Source organism: Mesorhizobium sp. L48C026A00 (assembly GCF_000502375.1).
Taxonomy (GTDB): Bacteria; Pseudomonadota; Alphaproteobacteria; order Rhizobiales; family Rhizobiaceae; genus Mesorhizobium; species Mesorhizobium muleiense.
Window position 1 is genome coordinate 1 of the sequence record NZ_AYWU01000019.1, and the last position, 19133, is coordinate 19133.

General features: G+C 63.4%; 22 protein-coding genes and 2 pseudogenes. 14 read left to right on the forward strand and 10 right to left on the reverse strand.

What is annotated here, in order from left to right; all coding sequences use genetic code 11:
• Together X738_RS87350 and X738_RS68020 are read right to left on the reverse strand one after the other, a co-directional pair.
• Positions 1-140: pseudogene (locus X738_RS87350) on the reverse strand (RNA polymerase subunit sigma-70); the annotation flags it as partial.
• Positions 140-493, reverse strand: coding sequence for a YciI family protein (locus X738_RS68020; protein ID WP_023801388.1), 354 nt, complete (start codon positions 491-493; stop codon positions 140-142). The pseudogene X738_RS87350 and the gene X738_RS68020, both read right to left, overlap by 1 nt.
• 242 nt (positions 494-735) lie before the next feature.
• Here X738_RS68020 and X738_RS68025 point away from each other — a divergent pair, with 242 nt between their 5' ends.
• The 3 genes from X738_RS68025 (at position 736) to X738_RS0142645 (ending at position 4414) form a co-directional block, all read left to right on the forward strand.
• Positions 736-1695: a TAXI family TRAP transporter solute-binding subunit gene (locus X738_RS68025; RefSeq protein ID WP_023801390.1), complete on the forward strand. Its 960-nt coding sequence runs from the start codon at positions 736-738 to the stop codon at positions 1693-1695.
• A gap of 257 nt (positions 1696-1952) precedes the next feature.
• The gene (locus tag X738_RS68030) at positions 1953-4055 is read left to right on the forward strand and encodes a TRAP transporter permease (RefSeq protein WP_023801391.1); all 2103 of its coding nucleotides are present in this window, start codon (positions 1953-1955) and stop codon (positions 4053-4055) included.
• A complete protein-coding gene (locus tag X738_RS0142645) occupies positions 4052-4414 on the forward strand; it encodes a DUF1850 domain-containing protein (protein WP_031255764.1) in 363 nt (120 codons plus the stop codon). The genes X738_RS68030 and X738_RS0142645 overlap by 4 nt, the downstream gene beginning before the upstream one ends.
• A 115-nt stretch (positions 4415-4529) precedes the next feature.
• Here the strand turns inward: X738_RS0142645 and X738_RS68035 are convergent, their stop codons facing one another.
• Positions 4530-5525, reverse strand: coding sequence for a nucleoside recognition domain-containing protein (locus X738_RS68035; protein WP_023801392.1), 996 nt, complete (start codon positions 5523-5525; stop codon positions 4530-4532).
• Between the two features lie 119 nt (positions 5526-5644).
• On the opposite strand from X738_RS68035, the gene X738_RS68040 reads away from it, so the two are divergent.
• Positions 5645-6097, forward strand: a complete 453-nt coding sequence (locus X738_RS68040) for an Lrp/AsnC family transcriptional regulator (protein WP_023801393.1) — start codon at positions 5645-5647, stop codon at positions 6095-6097.
• A 294-nt stretch (positions 6098-6391) separates the two neighbouring features.
• Here the strand turns inward: X738_RS68040 and X738_RS83080 are convergent, their stop codons facing one another.
• Positions 6392-6538 carry a hypothetical protein gene (locus tag X738_RS83080; RefSeq protein ID WP_023801394.1) on the reverse strand — a complete coding sequence of 49 codons (147 nt, stop codon included), beginning with the start codon at positions 6536-6538 and terminating at the stop codon, positions 6392-6394.
• Between the two features lie 420 nt (positions 6539-6958).
• Between X738_RS83080 and X738_RS68045 the strand changes: the two genes are divergently transcribed.
• Together X738_RS68045 and ligD are read left to right on the forward strand one after the other, a co-directional pair.
• Entirely contained in the window at positions 6959-7465 is a 507-nt protein-coding gene (locus tag X738_RS68045; RefSeq protein ID WP_023801395.1) for a YciE/YciF ferroxidase family protein, read from the forward strand.
• Positions 7466-7525: 60 nt separating this feature from the next.
• Positions 7526-8547, forward strand: a pseudogene (ligD, locus tag X738_RS0142650) (DNA ligase D); the annotation flags it as partial.
• A 3-nt stretch (positions 8548-8550) separates the two neighbouring features.
• Here the strand turns inward: ligD and X738_RS68050 are convergent.
• On the reverse strand, positions 8551-9225 hold the full coding sequence (locus X738_RS68050) for an ArsR/SmtB family transcription factor (protein WP_023801396.1): 675 nt from the start codon (positions 9223-9225) through the stop codon (positions 8551-8553).
• Between the two features lie 68 nt (positions 9226-9293).
• Here X738_RS68050 and X738_RS68055 point away from each other — a divergent pair, with 68 nt between their 5' ends.
• From X738_RS68055 to X738_RS68065, 3 genes are all read left to right on the forward strand, one after another.
• Positions 9294-9521 carry a DUF1127 domain-containing protein gene (locus X738_RS68055; protein WP_023801397.1) on the forward strand — a complete coding sequence of 76 codons (228 nt, stop codon included), beginning with the start codon at positions 9294-9296 and terminating at the stop codon, positions 9519-9521.
• 97 nt (positions 9522-9618) lie between these two features.
• The gene (locus X738_RS68060; protein ID WP_023801398.1) at positions 9619-9951 is read left to right on the forward strand and encodes an NIPSNAP family protein; all 333 of its coding nucleotides are present in this window, start codon (positions 9619-9621) and stop codon (positions 9949-9951) included.
• Complete coding sequence (locus tag X738_RS68065) at positions 9948-10292, forward strand: antibiotic biosynthesis monooxygenase family protein (protein WP_023801399.1); 345 nt, start codon at positions 9948-9950, stop codon at positions 10290-10292. The genes X738_RS68060 and X738_RS68065 overlap by 4 nt, the downstream gene beginning before the upstream one ends.
• Before the next feature lie 201 nt (positions 10293-10493).
• Here the strand turns inward: X738_RS68065 and mbfA are convergent, their stop codons facing one another.
• Positions 10494-11477: an iron exporter MbfA gene (mbfA, locus tag X738_RS68070; protein ID WP_023801400.1), complete on the reverse strand. Its 984-nt coding sequence runs from the start codon at positions 11475-11477 to the stop codon at positions 10494-10496.
• 174 nt (positions 11478-11651) lie between these two features.
• On the opposite strand from mbfA, the gene X738_RS68075 reads away from it, so the two are divergent.
• The 3 genes from X738_RS68075 (at position 11652) to X738_RS68085 (ending at position 13776) form a co-directional block, all read left to right on the forward strand.
• Complete coding sequence (locus X738_RS68075; protein WP_023801401.1) at positions 11652-11975, forward strand: hypothetical protein; 324 nt, start codon at positions 11652-11654, stop codon at positions 11973-11975.
• Between the two features lie 127 nt (positions 11976-12102).
• Positions 12103-13080, forward strand: coding sequence for a threonine ammonia-lyase (locus tag X738_RS68080; RefSeq protein ID WP_023801402.1), 978 nt, complete (start codon positions 12103-12105; stop codon positions 13078-13080).
• A 42-nt stretch (positions 13081-13122) separates the two neighbouring features.
• Positions 13123-13776: a glutathione S-transferase family protein gene (locus tag X738_RS68085; protein WP_023801403.1), complete on the forward strand. Its 654-nt coding sequence runs from the start codon at positions 13123-13125 to the stop codon at positions 13774-13776.
• 69 nt (positions 13777-13845) lie between these two features.
• Here the strand turns inward: X738_RS68085 and X738_RS68090 are convergent, their stop codons facing one another.
• From X738_RS68090 to X738_RS68105, 4 genes are read right to left on the reverse strand one after another with little or no spacing between them, the layout of a single operon-like run.
• Entirely contained in the window at positions 13846-14982 is a 1137-nt protein-coding gene (locus X738_RS68090) for an ABC transporter permease (protein WP_023801404.1), read from the reverse strand.
• 8 nt (positions 14983-14990) lie between these two features.
• Positions 14991-15911, reverse strand: a complete 921-nt coding sequence (locus X738_RS68095; RefSeq protein ID WP_023801405.1) for an ABC transporter ATP-binding protein — start codon at positions 15909-15911, stop codon at positions 14991-14993.
• Positions 15908-16861 carry an HlyD family secretion protein gene (locus X738_RS68100; RefSeq protein WP_023801406.1) on the reverse strand — a complete coding sequence of 318 codons (954 nt, stop codon included), beginning with the start codon at positions 16859-16861 and terminating at the stop codon, positions 15908-15910. Before X738_RS68100 ends, X738_RS68095 begins: the two co-directional genes overlap by 4 nt.
• On the reverse strand, positions 16858-17586 hold the full coding sequence (locus X738_RS68105) for a CerR family C-terminal domain-containing protein (protein WP_023801407.1): 729 nt from the start codon (positions 17584-17586) through the stop codon (positions 16858-16860). The genes X738_RS68100 and X738_RS68105 overlap by 4 nt, the downstream gene beginning before the upstream one ends.
• A 105-nt stretch (positions 17587-17691) precedes the next feature.
• Between X738_RS68105 and X738_RS68110 the strand changes: the two genes are divergently transcribed.
• The gene (locus X738_RS68110; RefSeq protein ID WP_023801408.1) at positions 17692-18165 is read left to right on the forward strand and encodes a CYTH domain-containing protein; all 474 of its coding nucleotides are present in this window, start codon (positions 17692-17694) and stop codon (positions 18163-18165) included.
• Entirely contained in the window at positions 18162-19109 is a 948-nt protein-coding gene (locus X738_RS68115; RefSeq protein ID WP_023801409.1) for a CHAD domain-containing protein, read from the forward strand. The genes X738_RS68110 and X738_RS68115 overlap by 4 nt, the downstream gene beginning before the upstream one ends.
• Positions 19110-19133 lie beyond the last annotated feature (24 nt).

Sequence of the window (19133 nt, forward strand, 5' to 3'; positions counted from 1 at the left end):
GCCGCAAAGGCGTCGGCCAGCGCGTCCTCGGCGCCGGCCACGTCGCGCGTGCGGGCGGCGAGGAAGGCGATGAGCTTGCCGTAGCTTTGCCGGGCGGCCGCTTCCGCCGCCGCCCGGGCGACCTCCAGGTCATTCGTCATCACATGGTTTGTTCCCAGATCGGCCGCACCTCGACTGTGCCGGTGCTGGCAGCTGGGCATCGCGCCGCCCAGGCAATAGCCGCGTCGGCGTCCTCCGCCTCGATCATGTAGAAACCGGCGAGCTGCTCCTTGGTATCGGCATAGGGACCGTCGAGCACGTTGGTCTTGCCGTTGGCCATCCGCACCGAGGTCGCGGCTTGGGTCGGCTTCAGCCGGTCACCGGCCAACCAGGAGCCGGACTTCTTCAACGCCTCGGTATAGGCGCCATAGGCTGCGCTGATCTCGTAGGTCTTCTCCATCGGCGCGGCCGCCATCGCGGCTTCGTTCACGTAGATCAAAAGCATGTATCGCATGGTCTTCTCCATTTTCGAAGGCCGCATCGTTGCGAGCCGAACGTATGTCGCGCGGCCTCGCGCGATTTCGACAGGCTCTGCGAAAATCTTTCGGCTCCGATCGCACATCGCGCAAGCGGCCATGCGTTGCGGCATCACTCAGTCGTTCGTCTAATGGATATTATTGCGGGTTGGCATTTCCCGCCTGCTGTCTAAACTCGCCCCGGGTCGCGCGGTGGCAGATATTTCAGGGAGGAGATCACATGCACAATTTCAGGACGAAATTTATTGTCGCCGGCACGCTGGCGCTGTCGCTGGGCCTTGGCGCGGTGTCGGCCAAGGCGCAGGAATTCATCAACGTGCTGACCGGCGGCACCTCGGGCGTCTATTATCCGCTCGGCGTCGCACTGTCGGAAATCTACGGCAAGGGCATTGAGGGCGCCCGTACCCAGGTGCAGGCGACGAAGGCCTCGGTCGAGAACCTCAACCTGTTGCAGCAGGGCAAGGGCGAGATCGCCTTCGCGCTCGGCGATGCCGTCAAACTGGCCGCCGAGGGCAACACCGAGGCCGGTTTCCCGGGCAAGCTCGACAAGCTGCGCGGCGTCGCCGCCATCTATCCCAACTATATCCAGATCGTTGCCAGCAAGGAATCCGGCATCAAGACGCTTGCCGACCTCAAGGGCAAGAGCCTGTCGGTCGGCGCGCCGGCCTCCGGCACCGAGCTCAACGCCCGCGCCATCTTCGCCGCCGCCGGGCTGAAATACGAGGATCTCGGACGGGTCGAGTATCTGCCCTTCGCCGAATCGGTCGAGCTGATCAAGAACCGCCAGCTCGACGCCACGCTGCAATCGGCCGGCCTCGGCGTCGCCTCGATCCGCGACCTCGCCACTTCGGTGCCGATCAACGTCGTCGCCGTACCGGCGCAGGACGTCGCCAAGATCGGCTCGCCCTATCTTTCGGTGACCATTCCCAAGGGCACCTATGAAGGCCAGACCGAGGACGTCGCGACCGCCGCCGTCGGCAATTTCCTCATCACCCACGCCGACGTCTCCGACGAGACCGGCTATCAGATGACCAAGCTGCTGTTCGAAAATCTCGACCAGCTCACTGCTGCCCACGCCGCCGCCAAGGCGATCGACATGGCCAAGGCGCTCGACGGCATGCCAGTGCCGCTGCATCCCGGTGCCGAGCGGTATTACAAGGAAAAGGGATTGGTGAAATAGGGGTGCTCCCTCCCCCTTGAGGGGAGGGTGCCGAGCGAAGCGAGGCGGGTGGGGTCGGTGCAGGCCGCGCACTGCCGCAACGACCCCACCCGTCCATCCGCCTTCGGCGGCTGTCCACCCTCCCCTCAAGGGGGANGGGGGGGGGGGTGTCGGTGCAGGCCGCGCACTGCCGCAACGACCCCACCCGTCCATCCGCCTTCGGCGGCTGTCCACCCTCCCCTCAAGGGGGAGGGATTGCGCCCGCCAGGAACCCGCCAATGACCGACGCCCATCCCGAAACGCCGACCGTTCTTTCCCCCACCGCCGAAGCCCCGCTCGAAGGGCTGCCGCCGGGTTTCGGCGACGGCTTCGCCGGCAAGGCCGCCTTTCTCATCGCCATCGCCTTCTCCGTCTTCCAGATCTACATCGCCGCCTATGGCAGCCTGCCGAGCCAGGTGGTGCGCGCCATGCATGTCGGCTTCTTGCTGCTGCTCGGCTTTGGCCTGATCGCCAATCTGCGCGCCACAAGCACACCGGCGAAAGCAGCATTCTGGACGCTCGGCCTGCTCGGCTTTGGCACCGGCCTCTACAATTGGGTGTTCTATGCCGATCTCATCCGGCGCTCCGGCTTCCTCAACACACCGGACCTGATCGTCGGCACGGTGCTGGTTGTGCTGGTCTTCGAGGCCGCGCGGCGGCTGATGGGGCTGCCGCTTGCCCTGATCGCCTTGATCTTTTTCGCCTACGCTTCCTTCGGCAATCACCTGCCGCCGCCCTTCATCCATCGCGGCTATGATTTCGCCCAGCTTATCGACACCTTCGCCTTTGGCACCGAAGGCATATACGGCACGCCGGTCTACGTCTCGGCCGCCTATATCTTCATCTTCGTCGTCTTCGCCGCCTTTCTCGAGCGCGCCGGCATGATCGCGCTGTTCAACGACTTCGCGCTTGGCCTGGTCGGCACATGGCGCGGCGGACCGGCCCAGGTCTGCGTTCTGTCCTCGGCGCTGATGGGCACCATTTCCGGCTCCGGCGTCGCCAATGTGGTGGCCAGCGGCCAGTTCACCATTCCGCTGATGAAGCGCTTCGGCTTCCGTTCGGCTTTCGCCGGCGCGGTCGAGGCGACCTCGTCGATGGGCGGCCAGATCATGCCGCCGGTGATGGGCGCGGTCGCCTTCATCATGGCCGAGACGCTGAACATCCCCTATGCCGAGGTGGTCAAGGCAGCGATCATCCCGGCGCTGCTCTATTTCGGTGCCTGCTTCTGGCAGGTGTACCTGGAAGCCGGCAAGGCCGGCCTGCAGGGCATGGCCAAGGCGGACCTGCCCAATCCGTGGCACGCGGTGAGAAGGCATTGGCCGCTGGTGCTGCCGCTGGCCGCGCTCATTTATCTGCTGTTTGCCGGCTATACGCCGATCTTCGCCGGCACCATGGGGCTGGCGCTGACCATCGTGCTCATCCTCGGCACGCCGCTGGCGGCTTTGATCGGGCCGCTTGCCTTCCGCATCGTCTTTTGGCTGGCGCTGGGGCTTGCCGCCGCCTCCTTCATGAGGTTCGGCGTCAACATCCTCAGTTTTGTCATCGCCGGGCTCGTCATCGCCTGCGTCACCTTCAGGGGCGGACGCGAGACGCTGCAGATATGCATAGATTCGCTAGCCGAGGGAGCAAAGAACGCGCTGCCGGTCGGCATCGCCTGCGCCATCGTCGGCGTCGTCATCGGCACCTTGACGCTCACCGGCATCGCCTCCACCTTCATCGGCTGGATCATCTCCATCGGCGAGAACAATCTGTTCCTGTCGCTGGTGCTGACCATGCTCACCTGCCTGGTGCTCGGCATGGGCATACCGACGATCCCCAACTACATCATCACCTCGTCGCTGGCCGGGCCGGCACTGCTGTCACTCGGCGTGCCGCTGGTGGTCAGCCACATGTTCGTCTTCTATTTCGGCATTATGGCCGACCTCACTCCGCCGGTGGCGCTGGCCGCCTTCGCCGCCGCGCCGATGGCCAAGGAGAGCGGCCTCAAGATCGGCATCCAGGCCACCAAGCTTGCCGTCGCCGGCTTCGTCGTGCCGTTCATGGCGGTCTACACCCCGGCGCTGATGCTGCAGGACCCCGGTCCGATCGCCGCCCAGTTCGGTTATCCCGTCGAGGTCGCCTATATCGTTGCCAAGGCCTCCATGGGCATTGCCCTGTGGGGCGCAGCCGCCGTCGGGTTCCTGGCCCGGCGCATGGCCTGGTGGGAACGTCTCGTCGCCTTCGCCGCCGGCGTGCTGCTGGTTGCCGCACTGCCTGTCACCGACGAAGCCGGGTGGGCACTCTCTGTCGCCTGGATCGGCTGGCACTGCTGGCGGGCGCGGCAGGCCACCGGCACCGCATGAGCCTCTGTATCCTCGCAGCCGGCAAGACGGTGACGCTCACTGTCGCCGCCTTCACGCTCGCCTGGACGCATTCGGTGGAAAAGACGCATTGGCAGGAGGACTGGAAGGTGACGCCTTCCGGCTTGGAGATCGCCGAGGCACGGATCAAGGGCTCGGGCGCCGGCATGGAACCGCCGGAAGGCTCGGTGCTGCGGGACGGTTGGTGGGTCTATAAACCCAAGATGGCGCCGCAGCGGCGCCTTGTGCTCGCGGCCTCCGGCGCGACCGGTGAAGGCTGGACGCTGTGCACGGTTCAGGGCTGCCGCGAACTGGGCAAGGCGGCAGGCGACACGACGGTGCTGGAGCTGTGCGAAGGTTAGTACCAGCCGCGGTAGCGGACGGTCGGCAAGCGGGTGCGGGACCTCGTCCTCCAGGGCGTTGTCGGATGTCGAGTTCCGGGCACAGCCACATAAGCAGACCAAAGACGCTCCATCGTTAGCCGCCAAAACCGGATTCCGACTGAGCGAGCCGACTTTCTTCCTTGCGGAAGAATGCTTTGAAAAACAGAATGTCGGAAGCCGACCTGATTGCCCGGGCGATCAACGCGGTTGCGAGCACGGCAAAGATCAGGCGAACGAAAAACACACTGGTGAAGTCTGCACCCAGAGCGATGACAACCAGCGTGTCCTCTATGAGACTGTGGGCAAAGCCCATGAACACGCAAGCGAGGAAGATCTGGCGCGGGTCTACGCTGGTCGTGCGCGCCTCGCGGATCAGCAGTCCCGCGCCATAGGAAATTCCAAGAAACAGACCGACCGCAGTGAACGGCACCGCTTGTGACTGGATGCCGGCAAGGCGAAACAGCGGTGAAAGCCCGTTGTTCAGCCAACCCAGGATGCCCGACATCTTGAGTAGCTCGATCAGCCAGCTTAGTGCGAGGAGGATGACGAGCATGGTTGCCAGGGTTTTGAGCATGCCTGGAAAAAAACTGCTCCAATCAGTGCCTTCGACCATTGGTATCCACGCCGGCTTCAGCGGCTCGGATAGCCATCCGGTTGCTGCGAATATCTGGTGCAGGAGCATGGCAAGGATCAGGCCGCCGCCAATGCGAAGTGCTGCAGTGACCACGAAGCTTGGCCCAACCTTCTGAATGATGCGTTGTTCAATCGGAATGGCATGCGCAAATAGCAAAAGGGTTGAAAGAAGGGTCATGTCGGCAGTGCTCAACGTCGAAACCGGGGCCAGAGTGAACACGGTCACCACCGCGCCCCAAATTCCCACCAGCAATCCCGTTAGCCAGGCAAGAGCGAGCTCGGGCGGCAGTCCAACCAGCGTCATGAGAGGCGCGAAGAACGGAGAGATCGCCCGGATGACACCAAGATCCTGCAGGATCTGTGTGGCTATCGTGACCGGAACGATAATCCGAACCAATTCCCAATAGATTTCAAGCGTTTCCAGCGTCTTTCGATAGAGGGCGGTCTGCACTGCCATGGCGATTGTCTCCGTGATTGACGCCAAATGACTACCGTGAGACGGTTCGCATTTGTGGTCAAAATTTGCGGACTTGTGCAATAAAATTGCAGACCGGTAGACGACGACGGAGGACCGGAATGGACCGGATCGACGGGAAGCTTCTCAAGCTTTTGCAAGAAGACGCTTCGCGAACAAATGCCGACCTGGCGGCGGAGGTCGGGCTTTCACCCTCCAGCTGCTTGCGCCGCATACGGCGGCTAAAGTCAGTCGGTGTCATCGACCGCGTTGTCGCGCTTCTTGATCCGGCCAAGGCCGGCAGGGGGATGAAGGCTATCGTCACGGTCGAGCTGGAGCGCCACGGCGAGCAGCATATGCGCCGCTTCCTCGAGCTTGCCGCCATGGAACCAGGGGTGATCCAGGCCTACAGCGTGAGCGGCTCGACCGACGCTGTCCTTATGCTGCGGCTGATGGATATGCACGAGTTTGACACTTTGTGCGAGCGGCTGTTCCGAGATCGGACGAATGTGGCGCGGTATTACACCATGTTTGTGATTCGAACCGCCAAGGAGACGACCGCAATCCCGCTCTAGCTTTTCGGAGGCAACTTGGCGGAAGGGATCTTGCAGCTACTGGGCGGTCACGCGAGTCCCGGCTGCCTGGTGTCAAACGGCACTTAGCTTGCCGGCGGCGAGATATAAGCCCCAGAATCTCGAAGCCCAGATTCTCGAAGCCCCAGAATCTCAAAATTCTGGAAACTCAGACCCTTGGCGTTGTCGCACGCCGCCTGTCGGCGAGCCCAGGACGTTCCGTGCGATAGGTGGTCGCACGATGATCGGCGGCCGGCCTGCAGATCCGGCTATCGTGACGGCTTTCCATGGTCGTCATCAGTGCGCGCTGATGCCGAGCGTGTGGCCGCGGCGTGCGCAAGCGGGGCCTGGGCCGCGCATGTAATAGCGCTCCGGCCGGTAGGTCGGCGCGACGAATTCGCGGATGGCAGCAGCGTAGCCGATGAGGTGCGTCAAGAAGTTCATTTTCCCTGTCCCTGTCCCGATTTCGGATGTCCCTTCCGAATTGCGTGGGATCATAGCGTCGAGGCGTGAATACTCGGTGAACACGATGTTAATCTTTGGTCAAAAAGGCCTTGGTTCGTGGCTGGAATGCGGCTGATTCGGGGTCTTTCCATGCAGTTCGTCGGCATTCCGGCTAGTGTGACTTTTGCATCACATATGTTTCGTTTGGATGTCGCTCCGACGCGCTTGTGTTTCAACTTTGGCCGGTGCCGCGAAATTTCCGTGCTTGCGCAAATTTCCCTGATTACTCGGGAAAGCCAGGAACCCGTCCGATAGAAGCACGTTGACGCTGAGAGCCGGGACCAACCCCGGCCCAGCGGCTTCCGAGCGGAACCGCCGCCGGAACCCCCAACACAGCAAGAACAATGGAAAGGCAAAGCCATGGGTTTCTTTTCGAAAGACATCAAGACGCTGGACGACCTCTTCGTCCACACGCTGCGCGACATCTATTACGCCGAGAAACAGATCGAGAAGTCGCTGCCGAAGATGATCGACAAGGCGACCGACCCGCAGCTGAAAGCCGGCCTTGAAAAGCATCTCGGCCAGACCAAAGGTCATATCGAGCGCGTCGAGAAGGTGTTCGAACTACATGGCGTGAAGGCCAAGACGGTCAACTGTCCGGCCATCGACGGCATTCTCGAGGAAGCCGATGAAGTCAGCGGCGACATCGACGACAAGGACGTTCTCGACGCCGCCCTGATCGCATCCGCTCAGGCGGTCGAGCACTACGAGATAACCCGCTACGGCACGTTGATCTCCTGGGCCAAGCAGCTTGGCCGCACCGACTGCGCCAATGTCCTGGCCAACAACATCAAGGAAGAGCAGGCGACCGACCGCAAGCTCACCGAGATTGCGGAAGCCAAGGTCAACCTTCAGGCCGCCGAGTAGAAGCTCGATCGAGGCAACGCCGGACAACCGGCTTTGCCTCACTTTCCGTACCTGGGCTTCGACCGTACAATGCGCCACGCTCGTTCCAGGGATTGCGCGAGGACAAACCGGCGGAGGAAGTCGTGCAGGAAAAGCCGAAAGCACCCGCTGGCAGGGCCGACAGCAAGGCAAAGCCTGCCAGCGGCAAGGGCGAGACATCCGCCGCTGTCAAATCCACGGAGGCGGCAGACACCGTCATAAAACTTTCTCACCCGGACAAGCTTCTGTGGCCGCAGGAGAAGATATCGAAGCAGGGCCTGCTCGATCATTACGCTTTGGTCTGGCCGCGCATGCAACAATTCGTCGTCAATCGGCCGCTCAGCCTGGTGCGGGCACCGGACGGCGTCAGTGGCCAACGCTTTTTTCAGAAGCATGCCTCCGCGGGCATGCATGACAAGATCGCCAAGATGAAGGATCCGACCGACGGCGAGGAGATCCTGTTCATCCGCGATTTCGACGGTGTCGCTGCCTTGGTCCAGCTCGGCGTGGTCGAGATCCATATCTGGGGCTGCACCATCGACGAACTGGACAAGCCGGACCAGATCATCTTCGATCTCGATCCCGACGAAGGCGTCGACGTGAAAGCGGTGCGCGCGGCGGCGCTCGAAATTCACGGCCGGCTCGATGCACTGTCATTGCCGAATTTCGTCAAGACCTCGGGCGGCAAGGGCTACCATGTCGTCGTGCCGCTGAAACCGTCGGCGGATTGGGATGAGGTGAAGGACTTCGCCCATGATTTCGCCCGTGCCCTCGAGCAGGCCGCCCCTGATCGGTATACAGCGACGCTGTCGAAGAAGGCGCGCACCGGCAAGATCTTCATCGACTATCTGCGCAACGGCCGCGGCTCGACCACGGTGGCCCCCTATTCGTCGCGCGCCAAGAAGGGCGCCACGGCATCGATGCCGGCGATTTGGGCCGAGGTCGAGGCCGGGTTGGCGCCGAACGCATTTCCGATCGGCGACAAGACGACGCTGAAACAGTTGGCGAAAGCCGATCCCTGGGCGGATTTTTTCAAGCAGGGCAAGCCGCTCAAGCGCGGCTGACAATCAAGCGAGAAACACCCTCTCGAAGGCCTGCTTGCCCATCGGCGAGAAGATTACCGCGCGGCTGTCCTTCTCGCGCCGCGCCCATTTTTCCAGAAGGATCTTATCGAGGATGGCAGCGCCCAGCGTGCCGGCCAGATGCGAGCGCCGCACGCTCCAGTCGAGGCAAGCCCGGCACACCGGTCGTCGCGCCTTGCTCTCGACATCGATGCCGATCGCGGCAAAATGCGAGGCGGCCGACGGCCCGAGCCGGATCTCCTTGTCGTCGCGCAGGAGCACTTGTCGAGCGACTAGACGGTCCAGCATCGCCACGGCCTGCTCGCCGGCGAGATGGTCGTAGCAGACCCGCGCCACGCGCATCGCCGCATCGCGCGGACCCGGCCGCACCCGCTGCGGTCCGACCGCGGCGGCGACGCCGGTGATCGCCTCGATCATGCCAGCCACCTGCGGCCCGGCGAGCCCGTAGTAGCGATGCCGCCCCTGGCTCGCCAGCGTCAGCAGCCCGCCTTCCATCAGTTTCGACAGGTGCGAGCTGGCGGTCGGCAGCGACACGCCGGCCTCGAGCGCCAGTTCGCTCGCTGTCAGCGCCGTGCCACCCATCAGTGCGGTCAGCATGTTTGCCCGCGCCGGATCGCCGACCAGGCTGGCGATGCGGGCTATATCTGGTCCTTCACGCATAATTCGTCCTTCATCGAAGCATGGGCGTCAGATAACCACTATCCTGCGCTGAGATCAAGGAGATGACGATGACCGCAAGAACCGCTTCCCACACCGTGCCTGTCAGCCGCTTCGGCCGGCGGCCGTCTCCGTTCATGATCTTGCGCCGGGCGCATCTGCGGCTGCTGGCGCGGTGGTATGACCGCCATCTGCAACGCCTCGACCTCGCCGAGATTGACGAGCATCTTTTGCGCGATCTTGGCCTGACGCCACAAGACGTTCGCCGCGAATGCGCGAAATCCTTCTGGCAAGCGTGATCAGCATGGAAAATTGCCTAGCACATAGAACCACAGAAGGTTTCGACACCGCTCGAACTGTCGCCGCAACAAATCAGATTCAGCAAGGAGACAAAAGATGACCATCACCTGCTTCATCCGCTACGAGATCGACCCGTTCGGCAAGGCGGCGTTCGAGGAGTATGCCCGCAACTGGGGCCAGGCGATCCCGCGCTGCGGCGCCGATCTGATCGGCTATTTCGCGCCGCATGAGGGCTCGGCCACGACAGCCTATGCCGCCTATAACATCGACAGCCTGGCGGCTTACGAAGCCTACCGTATCAGGCTCGCCGCCGACCCGGCCGGCAAGGCCAATTACGAGTTCGCCCGGCGTGAAAAATTCATCCTGAAAGAGCATCGGACTTTTTTGAAACTCGCATCCGGGCCGCATGCCTCTCTGGTGAAACTGTGATCGCCGTCATCTTCGAGGTCGAGCCGGCAGCGGGCAAGCGCGACGCTTATCTCGGCCTCGCCGCCGACCTGCGCCCGCTGCTCGACGGCATCGACGGTTTTCTGTCGATCGAGCGCTTCCAGAGCCTTGTCGACCCGAGCCGCATCCTGTCGCTGTCGTTCTGGCGTGACGAGGAAGCGGTGAAAGCCTGGCGCAACACGGAGGAACATAGGCAGGCGCAGAGGGCCGGCCGTGGCGGCATCTTTGCCGACTACCGTCTGCGCATCGCCCACGTCGTGCGCGACTATGGCCTGACCGAACGGGCCGAGGCGCCTGAGGACAGCCGGGCGGCGAACGGGTGAGTGGGGCGGCTCTTCCTTCTCCCCTTGTGGGAGAAGGTGTCGCCGAAGGCGACGGATGAGGGGTGTTCCAGCTTGGCACCGACAGTACTCCGTCCAACACCCCTCTACCGTCTCGGCGCTGCGCGCCGATCCACCGCCCGGGGCGAGTCACGGGCCTCGCCCGCCCTTCGGCCCCGACAAGGGGAGAAGGCAAGAGGGCTGCTAGGCATTCCCGATCAGCACTCCAGCCGCAAACACCAGCGCGCCGCCCAGCACCACCTGGAAGGTGGCGCGCCAGAACGGCGTCTGCATATAACGGTTCTGCACAAAGGCGATCGCCCACAGTTCGAAGAACACCACCACGACCGCGAGAATTGTCGCGGTCCAGAAATACGGAATGAGGTAGGGCAAGGCGTGACCGAGGCCACCCAGCGCCGTCATCACGCCTGTGGTGATGCCGCGTTTCACCGGCGAGCCGCGGCCCGACAGCTTGCCGTCGTCGGAGGCGACCTCGGTGAAGCCCATCGAGATGCCGGCGCCGATTGAGGCGGCAAGCCCGACCAGGAAGGTCTGGAACGTGTCGTGCGTGGCGAACGCGGCGGCGAAGATCGGCGCCAGCGTCGACACCGATCCGTCCATCAGCCCGGCCAGTCCCGGCTGCACATAGGTCAGGATGAACTGGCGCTGCTCGGCCGCTGCTTCCTCGGCTTTCACCGCGCCCGACACATGCTTTTGCTCCAGCCGCTGCGCCAGCGTCTCGTGGCCCTGTTCGGCCACCGCCAGATTGTCGAGCAGCTTTCGCGTCGAGGCGTCGCTGGTGCGTTTCGCCGCTTCGACATAGAACAGGTAGGCCTGACGCTCCATAGACTCGGCCTGTTGGCGCACATGTTCGATGCCGAGCGGCCGGACCAGCCAGTCGGGCTTGCGCTCGTAATAGCCCTTTACGTGCTCGCGCCGGATCAGCGGAATGCGCTCGCCAAAACGCTCGCGGTGAAGCTCGATCAGCGAGTCGCGATGGCCATCCTCCTCCTCCGCCATTTCCTCGAACACTTTGGCCGAATGCGGAAACCTATCCGCCAGCCCGTCGGCATAGGCGCGGTAGATACGCCCGTCATCCTCTTCGGAAGAGATGGCGAGCGCCAGGATCTCTTGCTCCGAGAGCGACTCGAAGGGACGGCGACCAAAATCGAAAACACGGGAAAGCATGAGAAATCCGCCCTAGTTTAGAATTATTCTAAACTAGAGTTTGGTGCACCGTTGGTCAATCGGTTGTAGCCGGAGGTTCAAATTTATGGTTGCGGGAATCCTCCGCCCAGCGCCCTTCATTATTGGCGAATGTTCACCTATATAGTGGGCTTAAGCCAAGCGAAAGGAACCCGGATGCCGGCAAAACAGCCCACCCATGCATTTGACCCGAAACCCGTTCTCGACCTGATCGCCAGCATCGAGGCCGATCTGCAGCGCCTGAAGGGCCTGGTCGAGCAGCAGGTCGAGAAATTCGACCCGGCCAATCCGCACAACAAGGCCCCCGACGGCAAGCTGACCGAGGAGGGCGTCGAATGCTGCTACCGCCTGTTCGACGAGGGCAAGTCGCGCTATTCGGTTGCCCAGCAGATGAAGATATCCTTCGCCGCCGCCACCCATCGCTTCAACACCTGGCGCAAGATGGGCGGCGCCAAACGGCAACGGACGCTTTTGGGGTGAGGAGCGGTCGGCGAGGAGCGCCACTCTCTGCTCGCAATCCACGAATTGTCTCGGTCACATTTTTCCAGTGGTGCGCGGCCTGGTTTTCCGTGCACCATGGGGCGGTTTCATTCTGCAGGACCTCACCATGACCACCCCTCCCGGCATCGCCGATATCCACCGCGCAGCAACGCGATTGTCCGGCCTGATCGTCGAAACGCCGCTGATCGAATCACCGGAACTGAACAAGCGTTTCGACGCCAGGATCCTGTTCAAGCCGGAGACGCTGCAGCGCACCGGCTCGTTCAAGTTCCGCGGCGCCTACAACAAACTGTCGTCGCTGAGCGATGAGCAGCGCAGCCGCGGCGTCGTCGCCTTCTCGTCGGGCAACCACGCGCAAGGCGTCGCCGCGTCGGCGGCGATGTTCGGCGTCAAGGCGGTTATCGCCATGCCCACCGATGCGCCGGCAATGAAGGTCGGCAATGTCAGGAAAATGGGCGCCGAAGTGGTTCCGTTCGACCGGTTTCGCGACGATCGCATGGCGGTGGTTCGCCCGTACATGGAACGGGGCATGGTCCTGGTGCCGCCTTTCGACGACCCGGCCATCATCGCCGGCCAGGGAACGATCGGCCTCGAACTGATGGCGCAGGCGAAAGCACTCGGGGTGAGCCTCGACGCGGTCGTCATCCCCTGCGGCGGCGGCGGCCTGAGCAGCGGCATCTCCATCGCGGTCAAGGACGCCTCGCCGGGCACCGCCGTCTGGGCGGTGGAACCCCAGCATTTCGACGACACCTGTCGTTCGCTGGCCAGAGGTGCTCGGGTTTCGATCGAACCCGGCCACACTTCGATCTGCGACGCGCTCCTCACCGCCGAGCCGGGCGCGATCACCTTCGAGATCAACCGCAGGAATCTCGCCGGCGGCATTGCCGTGTCCGACAGAGCGGCGGCACAGGCCATGCGCGACGCCATGGCCCATCTCAAGCTGGTGGTCGAGCCCGGCGGCTGCGTCGGGCTGGCCGCGCTGTCATCGGGCGAGATCGAGCTATCAGGCAAATGCGTCGCCGTGGTGCTGTCCGGCGGCAATGTCGATTTCGGCACCTATGCGGAGATCATGGCGGCGGCTTAGGTGGCGACCGAACCGGCACCATTCAAAAAAGGCTGACACGAAATGAAACTGCTCTTCAGCCGCAATCCCAATCCTCGCCTCGCGGTCGCCGTGGCACGTTATCTCGACGCAAAGCTCGACTTTGAGTTCGCATCGCCCTTCGCTCCCGGGCAGGCTGAGCGATATCGCCCGCTGAATCCCAATCTTTCATTGCCGATACTCGTAGGCTCGGGAAACAGCCTCTGGGAGGCTGACGCCATAGCCTGCCGGCTTTCACGCGACGCGCATTCGGATCTCTGGCGCACCGGCGACGACGAACCCGAGATGATCCGATGGCTCAGTTGGGGTAAAGAGAGCTTCGCAAGAGCTTGCGACGTCGTGCATTTCGAACGCGGCACCAAGCAGCGCTATGGGATTGGCCCGATCGATCAGCACCGGGTTGAGGAGGGGCTGAGAGACTTTCGCACGGCCGCTGCAACACTTGAGGCCGCGCTTTCCGAGCGAGACTGGCTGGTCGAAAACTCGGTCTCCTATGCCGACTTTCGAATGGCGACGTTTCTGCCTTTCAACGATGTCGCCAGATTGCCGCTCGACGATTATCCTTCGGTCAGTCGTTGGTATCGCCAGCTTGAAGAGATCGACGCCTGGCGCGATCCCTTCAAAGGACTGGATGCGCCTGAATTGCCGCCGGTCCCGGATCAGGCCAGACCGGCATAAAATCTCGATCCGAATGGTCATGCATCCAAGGTGACATCTCGGCCATTGCGTGAGCTATTGAGTTGGATCCTAATCCAGCGTCCGGCGGAACCGCACCAGCGCCACGCCGGCAAACAGCGCCACGAACACGACCAGCCAGCCGATTTCGGTCGCGACCGCCGGCAGGTCGGCGCCCTTCAGCATCACCGCGCGGATGATGCGCAGGAAATGCGTCAGCGGCAGGATCTCGCCGAAGATCTGCGCCCAGCCAGGCATGCCGCGATAGGGGAACATGAAGCCCGACAACAGGATCGACGGCAGGAAGAAGAAGAAGGTGAGCTGCAGTGCCTGCATCTGCGTGCGCGCCATCGTCGAGATGGTGTAGCCGAGCAGCACCAGCGCCAGCACGAAGACCAGAACCGCCGCAAGCAGCAGCGACAACGACCCGGTGAAGGGAACCCCAAACAGCAGCTTGGCCGCCGCCAGCACCACCGCCACTTGCACGGCGCCGACCACCAGATAGGGCAGCACCTTGCCGAGCATGATTTCGAGTGGGCTGGACGGCATCGCCAGAAGGTTTTCCATCGTGCCGCGCTCGGTCTCGCGCGTCAGTGCGATCGAGGTCATCATCACCATCGTCATCTGCAGGATGACGCCGAGCAGGCCGGGCACGATGTTGTATTGCGAGATGCCTTCCGGATTGTAGCGTCGGTGCACAACGACTTCGAGCTGGCCTCGGGCAGCTTCGGCGGCCGTCTCCTGCATGCCGCGCGCCCTGAGCAGCGCCTGGTTGGCAACGGTGCCGAGCGTCGAAATGGCCCCGCTGGCGACTGCCGGGTCGGTCGCATCAGCCTCGATCAGGATTTGCGGCTGGTCGCCGCGCTCGACTCGCCGGGCAAAGTCGGCGGGAATGGTGACGACAAAGGCGACGTCGCCACGCGCCATCAGGAATTCCGCCTCGGCGGCATTTTGCGCGACATGGTCGAAGCGGTAGTAGCCGGTGGTCTGCAGCGCCGAAACCATGGCTCGCGTATAGGGATCGCTGCTCATCGCCACCAGGGCGGCCGGCAGGCTCTTTGGATCGTTGTTGATGGCATAGCCAAACAGCACCAGCTGCATTAGCGGCACGCCCAGCATCATGGCGAAGGTGATGCGGTCGCGCCGCATCTGGATGAACTCCTTGATCAGCAGCGCGCCGAGCCTGGCGAAGGAAAAGACGCTGTTTATCCCGTTTTTCATCCCATATTGTCCTTCGAGCCGGACATGAACTGGATGAACACATCCTCCAGGCTGGTCTCGCCCGGCGTCACCGTGACGCCCTTGTGGTCTTTCTCGACATCGGCGAGCGCAGCCTGAAGCGCCGTCTTGTCGGAGCCGACGACGTGCAGCGTCGCGCCAAACGGCGCCACCTGGTCGACACCGGACCGGCCGCTGAGTGCGGCAGCGACCTGGTCGAGGCGCGGACCCTGCACAACGAAGGTCGTCAGCCCGGCATTCCTGACCACCTCGTCGACCGTGCCGGTGGCCAGCATCCTGCCGTAGGAGATGTAGCCGATGCGATGGCAGCGCTCGGCCTCGTCCATATAGTGGGTGGAGACCAGCACGGTCAGCCCGCCGCTGGCCAGCCGATGGATCTCGTCCCAGAATTCACGCCGCGCCTTCGGATCGACGCCCGCCGTCGGCTCGTCGAGCAGCAGCAATCTGGGCTTGTGCATGATGCAGGCGGCCAGCGCCAGCCGCTGCTTCCAGCCACCGGACAGCGTGCCGGCCAACTGGTCCTTGCGCGAGGTGAGGCCAAGATCCGCCAGCGTCCTGGCGACATGCTCGTTGAGCGGCTTCAACCCATAGAGCCGCGCTACGAATTCCAGGTTTTCGGCGATGGTCAAATCCTCGTAGAACGAGAATTTCTGGGTCATATAGCCGACTTCGCGCTTGATCCTCAGACTGTCGGTGCGGATGTCGAAGCCGAGCACCGTGCCTTCGCCCTCATCCGGCGTCAGCAGGCCGCACATGATGCGGATGGTCGTCGTCTTGCCAGAGCCGTTGGGGCCGAGGAAGCCGACGATCTCGCCCTCGGCCACCGTCATCGTCACATGGTCGACGACGGTCTTGTCACCAAAACGCTTGACCAGGCCGTGGACGTCGATGACGTTCATTTGCCGATATCCGCCAGTTCGACATCAACGATCTGCCCCGGTTGCAGCGCGCCGGCGTCGCCCTCCGGCCGCGCCTCGACCAGATAGACCAGCTTCTGCCGGGTCTCGAGCGAGTAGATCACCGGCGGCGTGAATTCCGGGTCCGGCGACACGTAGCTGACGCGAGCCTTCACGTCCGGCCCGCAGCCGTCGCAATGGACGTTGAGCAGCGTGCCGACTTCCACCGACGAGAACGCGCTTTCCGGCACATAGACGCTGAGCTTCACCGCGCCGTCCGGCAGAATCGAAATGACCGGCGCGGTCGGCCCGGCGGTGTCGCCGGGATAGCGGATCACATCGTTGATGCGGCCGGGCGAAGGCGCCGCCAGCACACGCTTCGACAGCCGCCAGCGCGCCTGCTCCAGCGCCGATTGCGCCTGCCTGACCTGATTGTCGGCGGCCTTGATCGTCTCGGGCCGCGCCGGCAGGCCTCCGACAGCGAGATTGGCTTCCGCCTGGCCGAGCTGCGCGTTGGCAGTTTCCAGCGACGCCGAAGCCGTATCATAATCGGCCTGGGTGCCGGTGCCGCGTTTGAACAAATCGCTGGCGCGGGTGTATCTGCGTTTGGCGTCGGCGGCTTGCGCCTTGGCCATGTCGACCTGCGCCTTGAGCACCTCAATCTCTTCCGGCCGCTTGCCGACCTGCAGGTCGGCAAGTTGCGCCTGGGCCTGGGCAAGGGCCGCCTCGGCTTGCGCGACGGCTATTTTTGCGTCGGCGCTTTCCAGCGTCACCACTGGCGTGCCCGGCGCGACGCGATCGCCGCGCTTGACCGAAATCGTCTCGACCTGCGCCACCTCGATCGGCGCGAGCAGCACATAGTCGCCCTCGACATAGCCGACGGCGAGCGGCGCCGCCGGTGCGCAGGTGCTGAAAAGCAGGGCGGCGAGCGGCACAGAGCAGAGGAAACTCATGATCTACGATCCTTCCGGTCGGTTAAGTGACGCCGAGCCAAAATCGCGCCGAGATTATCCGTCACTGCCGCCGCGATCTTGGTGGCCTCGGCGTCGCCGATCGCGCGCCAGCCCATGCGGCGCATCACCGCCTCGCGGCCGATGCGGAAATAGACGACCTGGCCGATCAGCGTGAAAACGGTGAGTCGGGTAGCCTCGCTTTCGGCCGCCTCGCCCGTCGCCTGCTCCCAGATCAGGCAGAGCCGGCGATGCGTCGGCTCGAACACGCCGTCATAGATGCGGTCGAGTGCCGCCGTCGGATGCGACAGCTCACGCAGGACAAACTGCACGATCTCGCCGGCCTCCGGCCTTGCCACGATGAAAGCCACCATCCGCTCCAGCGCGGTGAACAGTTGTGCCCGCGCCGCTTCGGCGTCGCCCGTTTCTGGTTCGCCCGTTTCTGATTCGCTTGAGCCCTGCAGATTGCCGATCGCCTGGCCGGCAATGGTCTGGATCGTGTCGACGATATAGTCGGCCGCAGCGGTGCGAAGCCCTTCCTTGCCGCCGAAATGATAGGCGATCGAGCCGATATTGGCCCTGGCCTCAGCCGCGATCTCGCGCGTCGAGGTGCCGTCAAAACCCTGGCGTCCGAACAGCTTCAGCGCTGCGCGAACAAGTGCCGCGCGCGTCATCTCGGCGGGGGATGCCTCGCGGCGCGGAATTTTGGCGTTTGTCGGTTTGCCCATGATCCGCAGTTTAATCAATCGAATGATTAAAGTCAAGCCTTGCCGATCTCCACCTGTCGATCTCCACCTTGCCATCTCCATCCGCACGCGCTTTAGTGTGGAGCCATGGTCAAGGAAATCGAGCGCAAGTTCCTCGTCTCCGGCGATGGCTGGCGGGATCTGATCGAAGCGGACATCCGCATTCGCCAGTTCTATCTCGTTGCCGCGCCCGACCGCTCGGTCCGCGTGCGTATCAGCGACGGCGCCTCGGCAAAGCTGACGCTCAAATTCGGCAGCAAGGCCCGCGAACGCGACGAATTCGAATATCCGATCCTTCTGGCGGATGCGGAAGAGATGCTGGCCTTCGCAATCGGTCGTGTCATCGAGAAGACACGCCACCATGTTAGGCATCGCGGCCATCTCTATGAAGTCGATGTCTTCGGCGGGATGCTCAGCGGTCTGGTGGTCGCCGAGCTTGAGACGCCGCAGGACGTGCAGGGCGAAATGCTGCCAGATTGGCTCGGCCGCGAAGTCACCGGCGAGCACAGGTTCTACAACGCGTCGCTCGCCCTCGAGGGGATTCCGGAGATCGCCGCATGAGCTATCGCATCGATCCGCGCCTGCCGTTGACCGGCGAGGTCAGGCGCATCCTCGCTGAGGAGATCGGCAAGGCGCTCGTCCATCTGGACGCGGCGCATGACAGGCCGGAGCAGGCGCTGCACAAATGCCGCAGGCGGCTGAAGAAGGTGCGTGCCTTGCTGCGCCTGGTCCGTCCCGGAGACGAAACATTTTGCAGTACCGAGAACCAATGGTACCGAGAGGTGGCTGCCCTGCTTGCCGGCCCGCGCGAGGCGACCGCGCTGGTTGAAACCATCGACCGGCTGGCAAAAAACTTTCCCGAGCAAAGCGCCGGCGGCGGTCTCGATGCCGTTCGCGACACGCTGGTGGCGCGCCAGCACCAATTGCATGGTGGAGTTGGCCTCGGCGCCGCGATAGCTGCCGCGACTGCCGCTTGCGAGGATGGCATCAGCCGCATCGATACTCTGGTCTTGCCCGACCAGCCCGAACAGGCCGCCGATGTGCTTGCCGAAGGCGCCCGCATCACTCTGCGTCGCGCCAGAAAGGCGCTGGACAAGGCGGGCTCCCGCGGTGATGCCGACGATTTCCATGATCTGCGCAAGGCGGCAAAGACTCACGGCATGCATCTGTCGCTGCTTGGAAGGCTGTGGCCGACGCCGATCAAGGCACGGCGCAAGGCGGTCGACGAACTTGGCGAAAAGCTGGGCGAACTGCATGATGTGTTCGTCTTGCGCACGCTTCTCGAGGCCCACGACCGGCCGCTCGGCTCTCCCCAGGAAACGCGACTGCTGAGCAAGCTGTTGAAGCGCTCGGAGAAAAGCCTGAAAAAGACCTGTCTTGCGGCGGCAGCCGATCTGTTCGGCGACAGGCCCAGGCGCTCGACAAAAAAACTCGCGCGCAAGGCGCGCACCGATCTGGCCGCCGCGCCGCACGAAGACGCCAGCGCGCCCGGCGCCGCTGCCTGACGCGGTGCTTGCGTCCGTCCGACA

Coding starts and splice junctions, on each gene's coding strand:
- X738_RS68020 (WP_023801388.1), bottom strand. CDS start 493: ATGCGATACATGCTTTTGATCTACGTGAACGAAGCCGCGATGGCGGCC.
- X738_RS68025 (WP_023801390.1), top strand. CDS start 736: ATGCACAATTTCAGGACGAAATTTATTGTCGCCGGCACGCTGGCGCTG.
- X738_RS68030 (WP_023801391.1), top strand. CDS start 1,953: ATGACCGACGCCCATCCCGAAACGCCGACCGTTCTTTCCCCCACCGCC.
- X738_RS0142645 (WP_031255764.1), top strand. CDS start 4,052: ATGAGCCTCTGTATCCTCGCAGCCGGCAAGACGGTGACGCTCACTGTC.
- X738_RS68035 (WP_023801392.1), bottom strand. CDS start 5,525: ATGGCAGTGCAGACCGCCCTCTATCGAAAGACGCTGGAAACGCTTGAA.
- X738_RS68040 (WP_023801393.1), top strand. CDS start 5,645: ATGGACCGGATCGACGGGAAGCTTCTCAAGCTTTTGCAAGAAGACGCT.
- X738_RS83080 (WP_023801394.1), bottom strand. CDS start 6,538: ATGAACTTCTTGACGCACCTCATCGGCTACGCTGCTGCCATCCGCGAA.
- X738_RS68045 (WP_023801395.1), top strand. CDS start 6,959: ATGGGTTTCTTTTCGAAAGACATCAAGACGCTGGACGACCTCTTCGTC.
- X738_RS68050 (WP_023801396.1), bottom strand. CDS start 9,225: ATGCGTGAAGGACCAGATATAGCCCGCATCGCCAGCCTGGTCGGCGAT.
- X738_RS68055 (WP_023801397.1), top strand. CDS start 9,294: ATGACCGCAAGAACCGCTTCCCACACCGTGCCTGTCAGCCGCTTCGGC.
- X738_RS68060 (WP_023801398.1), top strand. CDS start 9,619: ATGACCATCACCTGCTTCATCCGCTACGAGATCGACCCGTTCGGCAAG.
- mbfA (WP_023801400.1), bottom strand. CDS start 11,477: ATGCTTTCCCGTGTTTTCGATTTTGGTCGCCGTCCCTTCGAGTCGCTC.
- X738_RS68075 (WP_023801401.1), top strand. CDS start 11,652: ATGCCGGCAAAACAGCCCACCCATGCATTTGACCCGAAACCCGTTCTC.
- X738_RS68080 (WP_023801402.1), top strand. CDS start 12,103: ATGACCACCCCTCCCGGCATCGCCGATATCCACCGCGCAGCAACGCGA.
- X738_RS68085 (WP_023801403.1), top strand. CDS start 13,123: ATGAAACTGCTCTTCAGCCGCAATCCCAATCCTCGCCTCGCGGTCGCC.
- X738_RS68095 (WP_023801405.1), bottom strand. CDS start 15,911: ATGAACGTCATCGACGTCCACGGCCTGGTCAAGCGTTTTGGTGACAAG.
- X738_RS68100 (WP_023801406.1), bottom strand. CDS start 16,861: ATGAGTTTCCTCTGCTCTGTGCCGCTCGCCGCCCTGCTTTTCAGCACC.
- X738_RS68105 (WP_023801407.1), bottom strand. CDS start 17,586: ATGGGCAAACCGACAAACGCCAAAATTCCGCGCCGCGAGGCATCCCCC.
- X738_RS68110 (WP_023801408.1), top strand. CDS start 17,692: ATGGTCAAGGAAATCGAGCGCAAGTTCCTCGTCTCCGGCGATGGCTGG.
- X738_RS68115 (WP_023801409.1), top strand. CDS start 18,162: ATGAGCTATCGCATCGATCCGCGCCTGCCGTTGACCGGCGAGGTCAGG.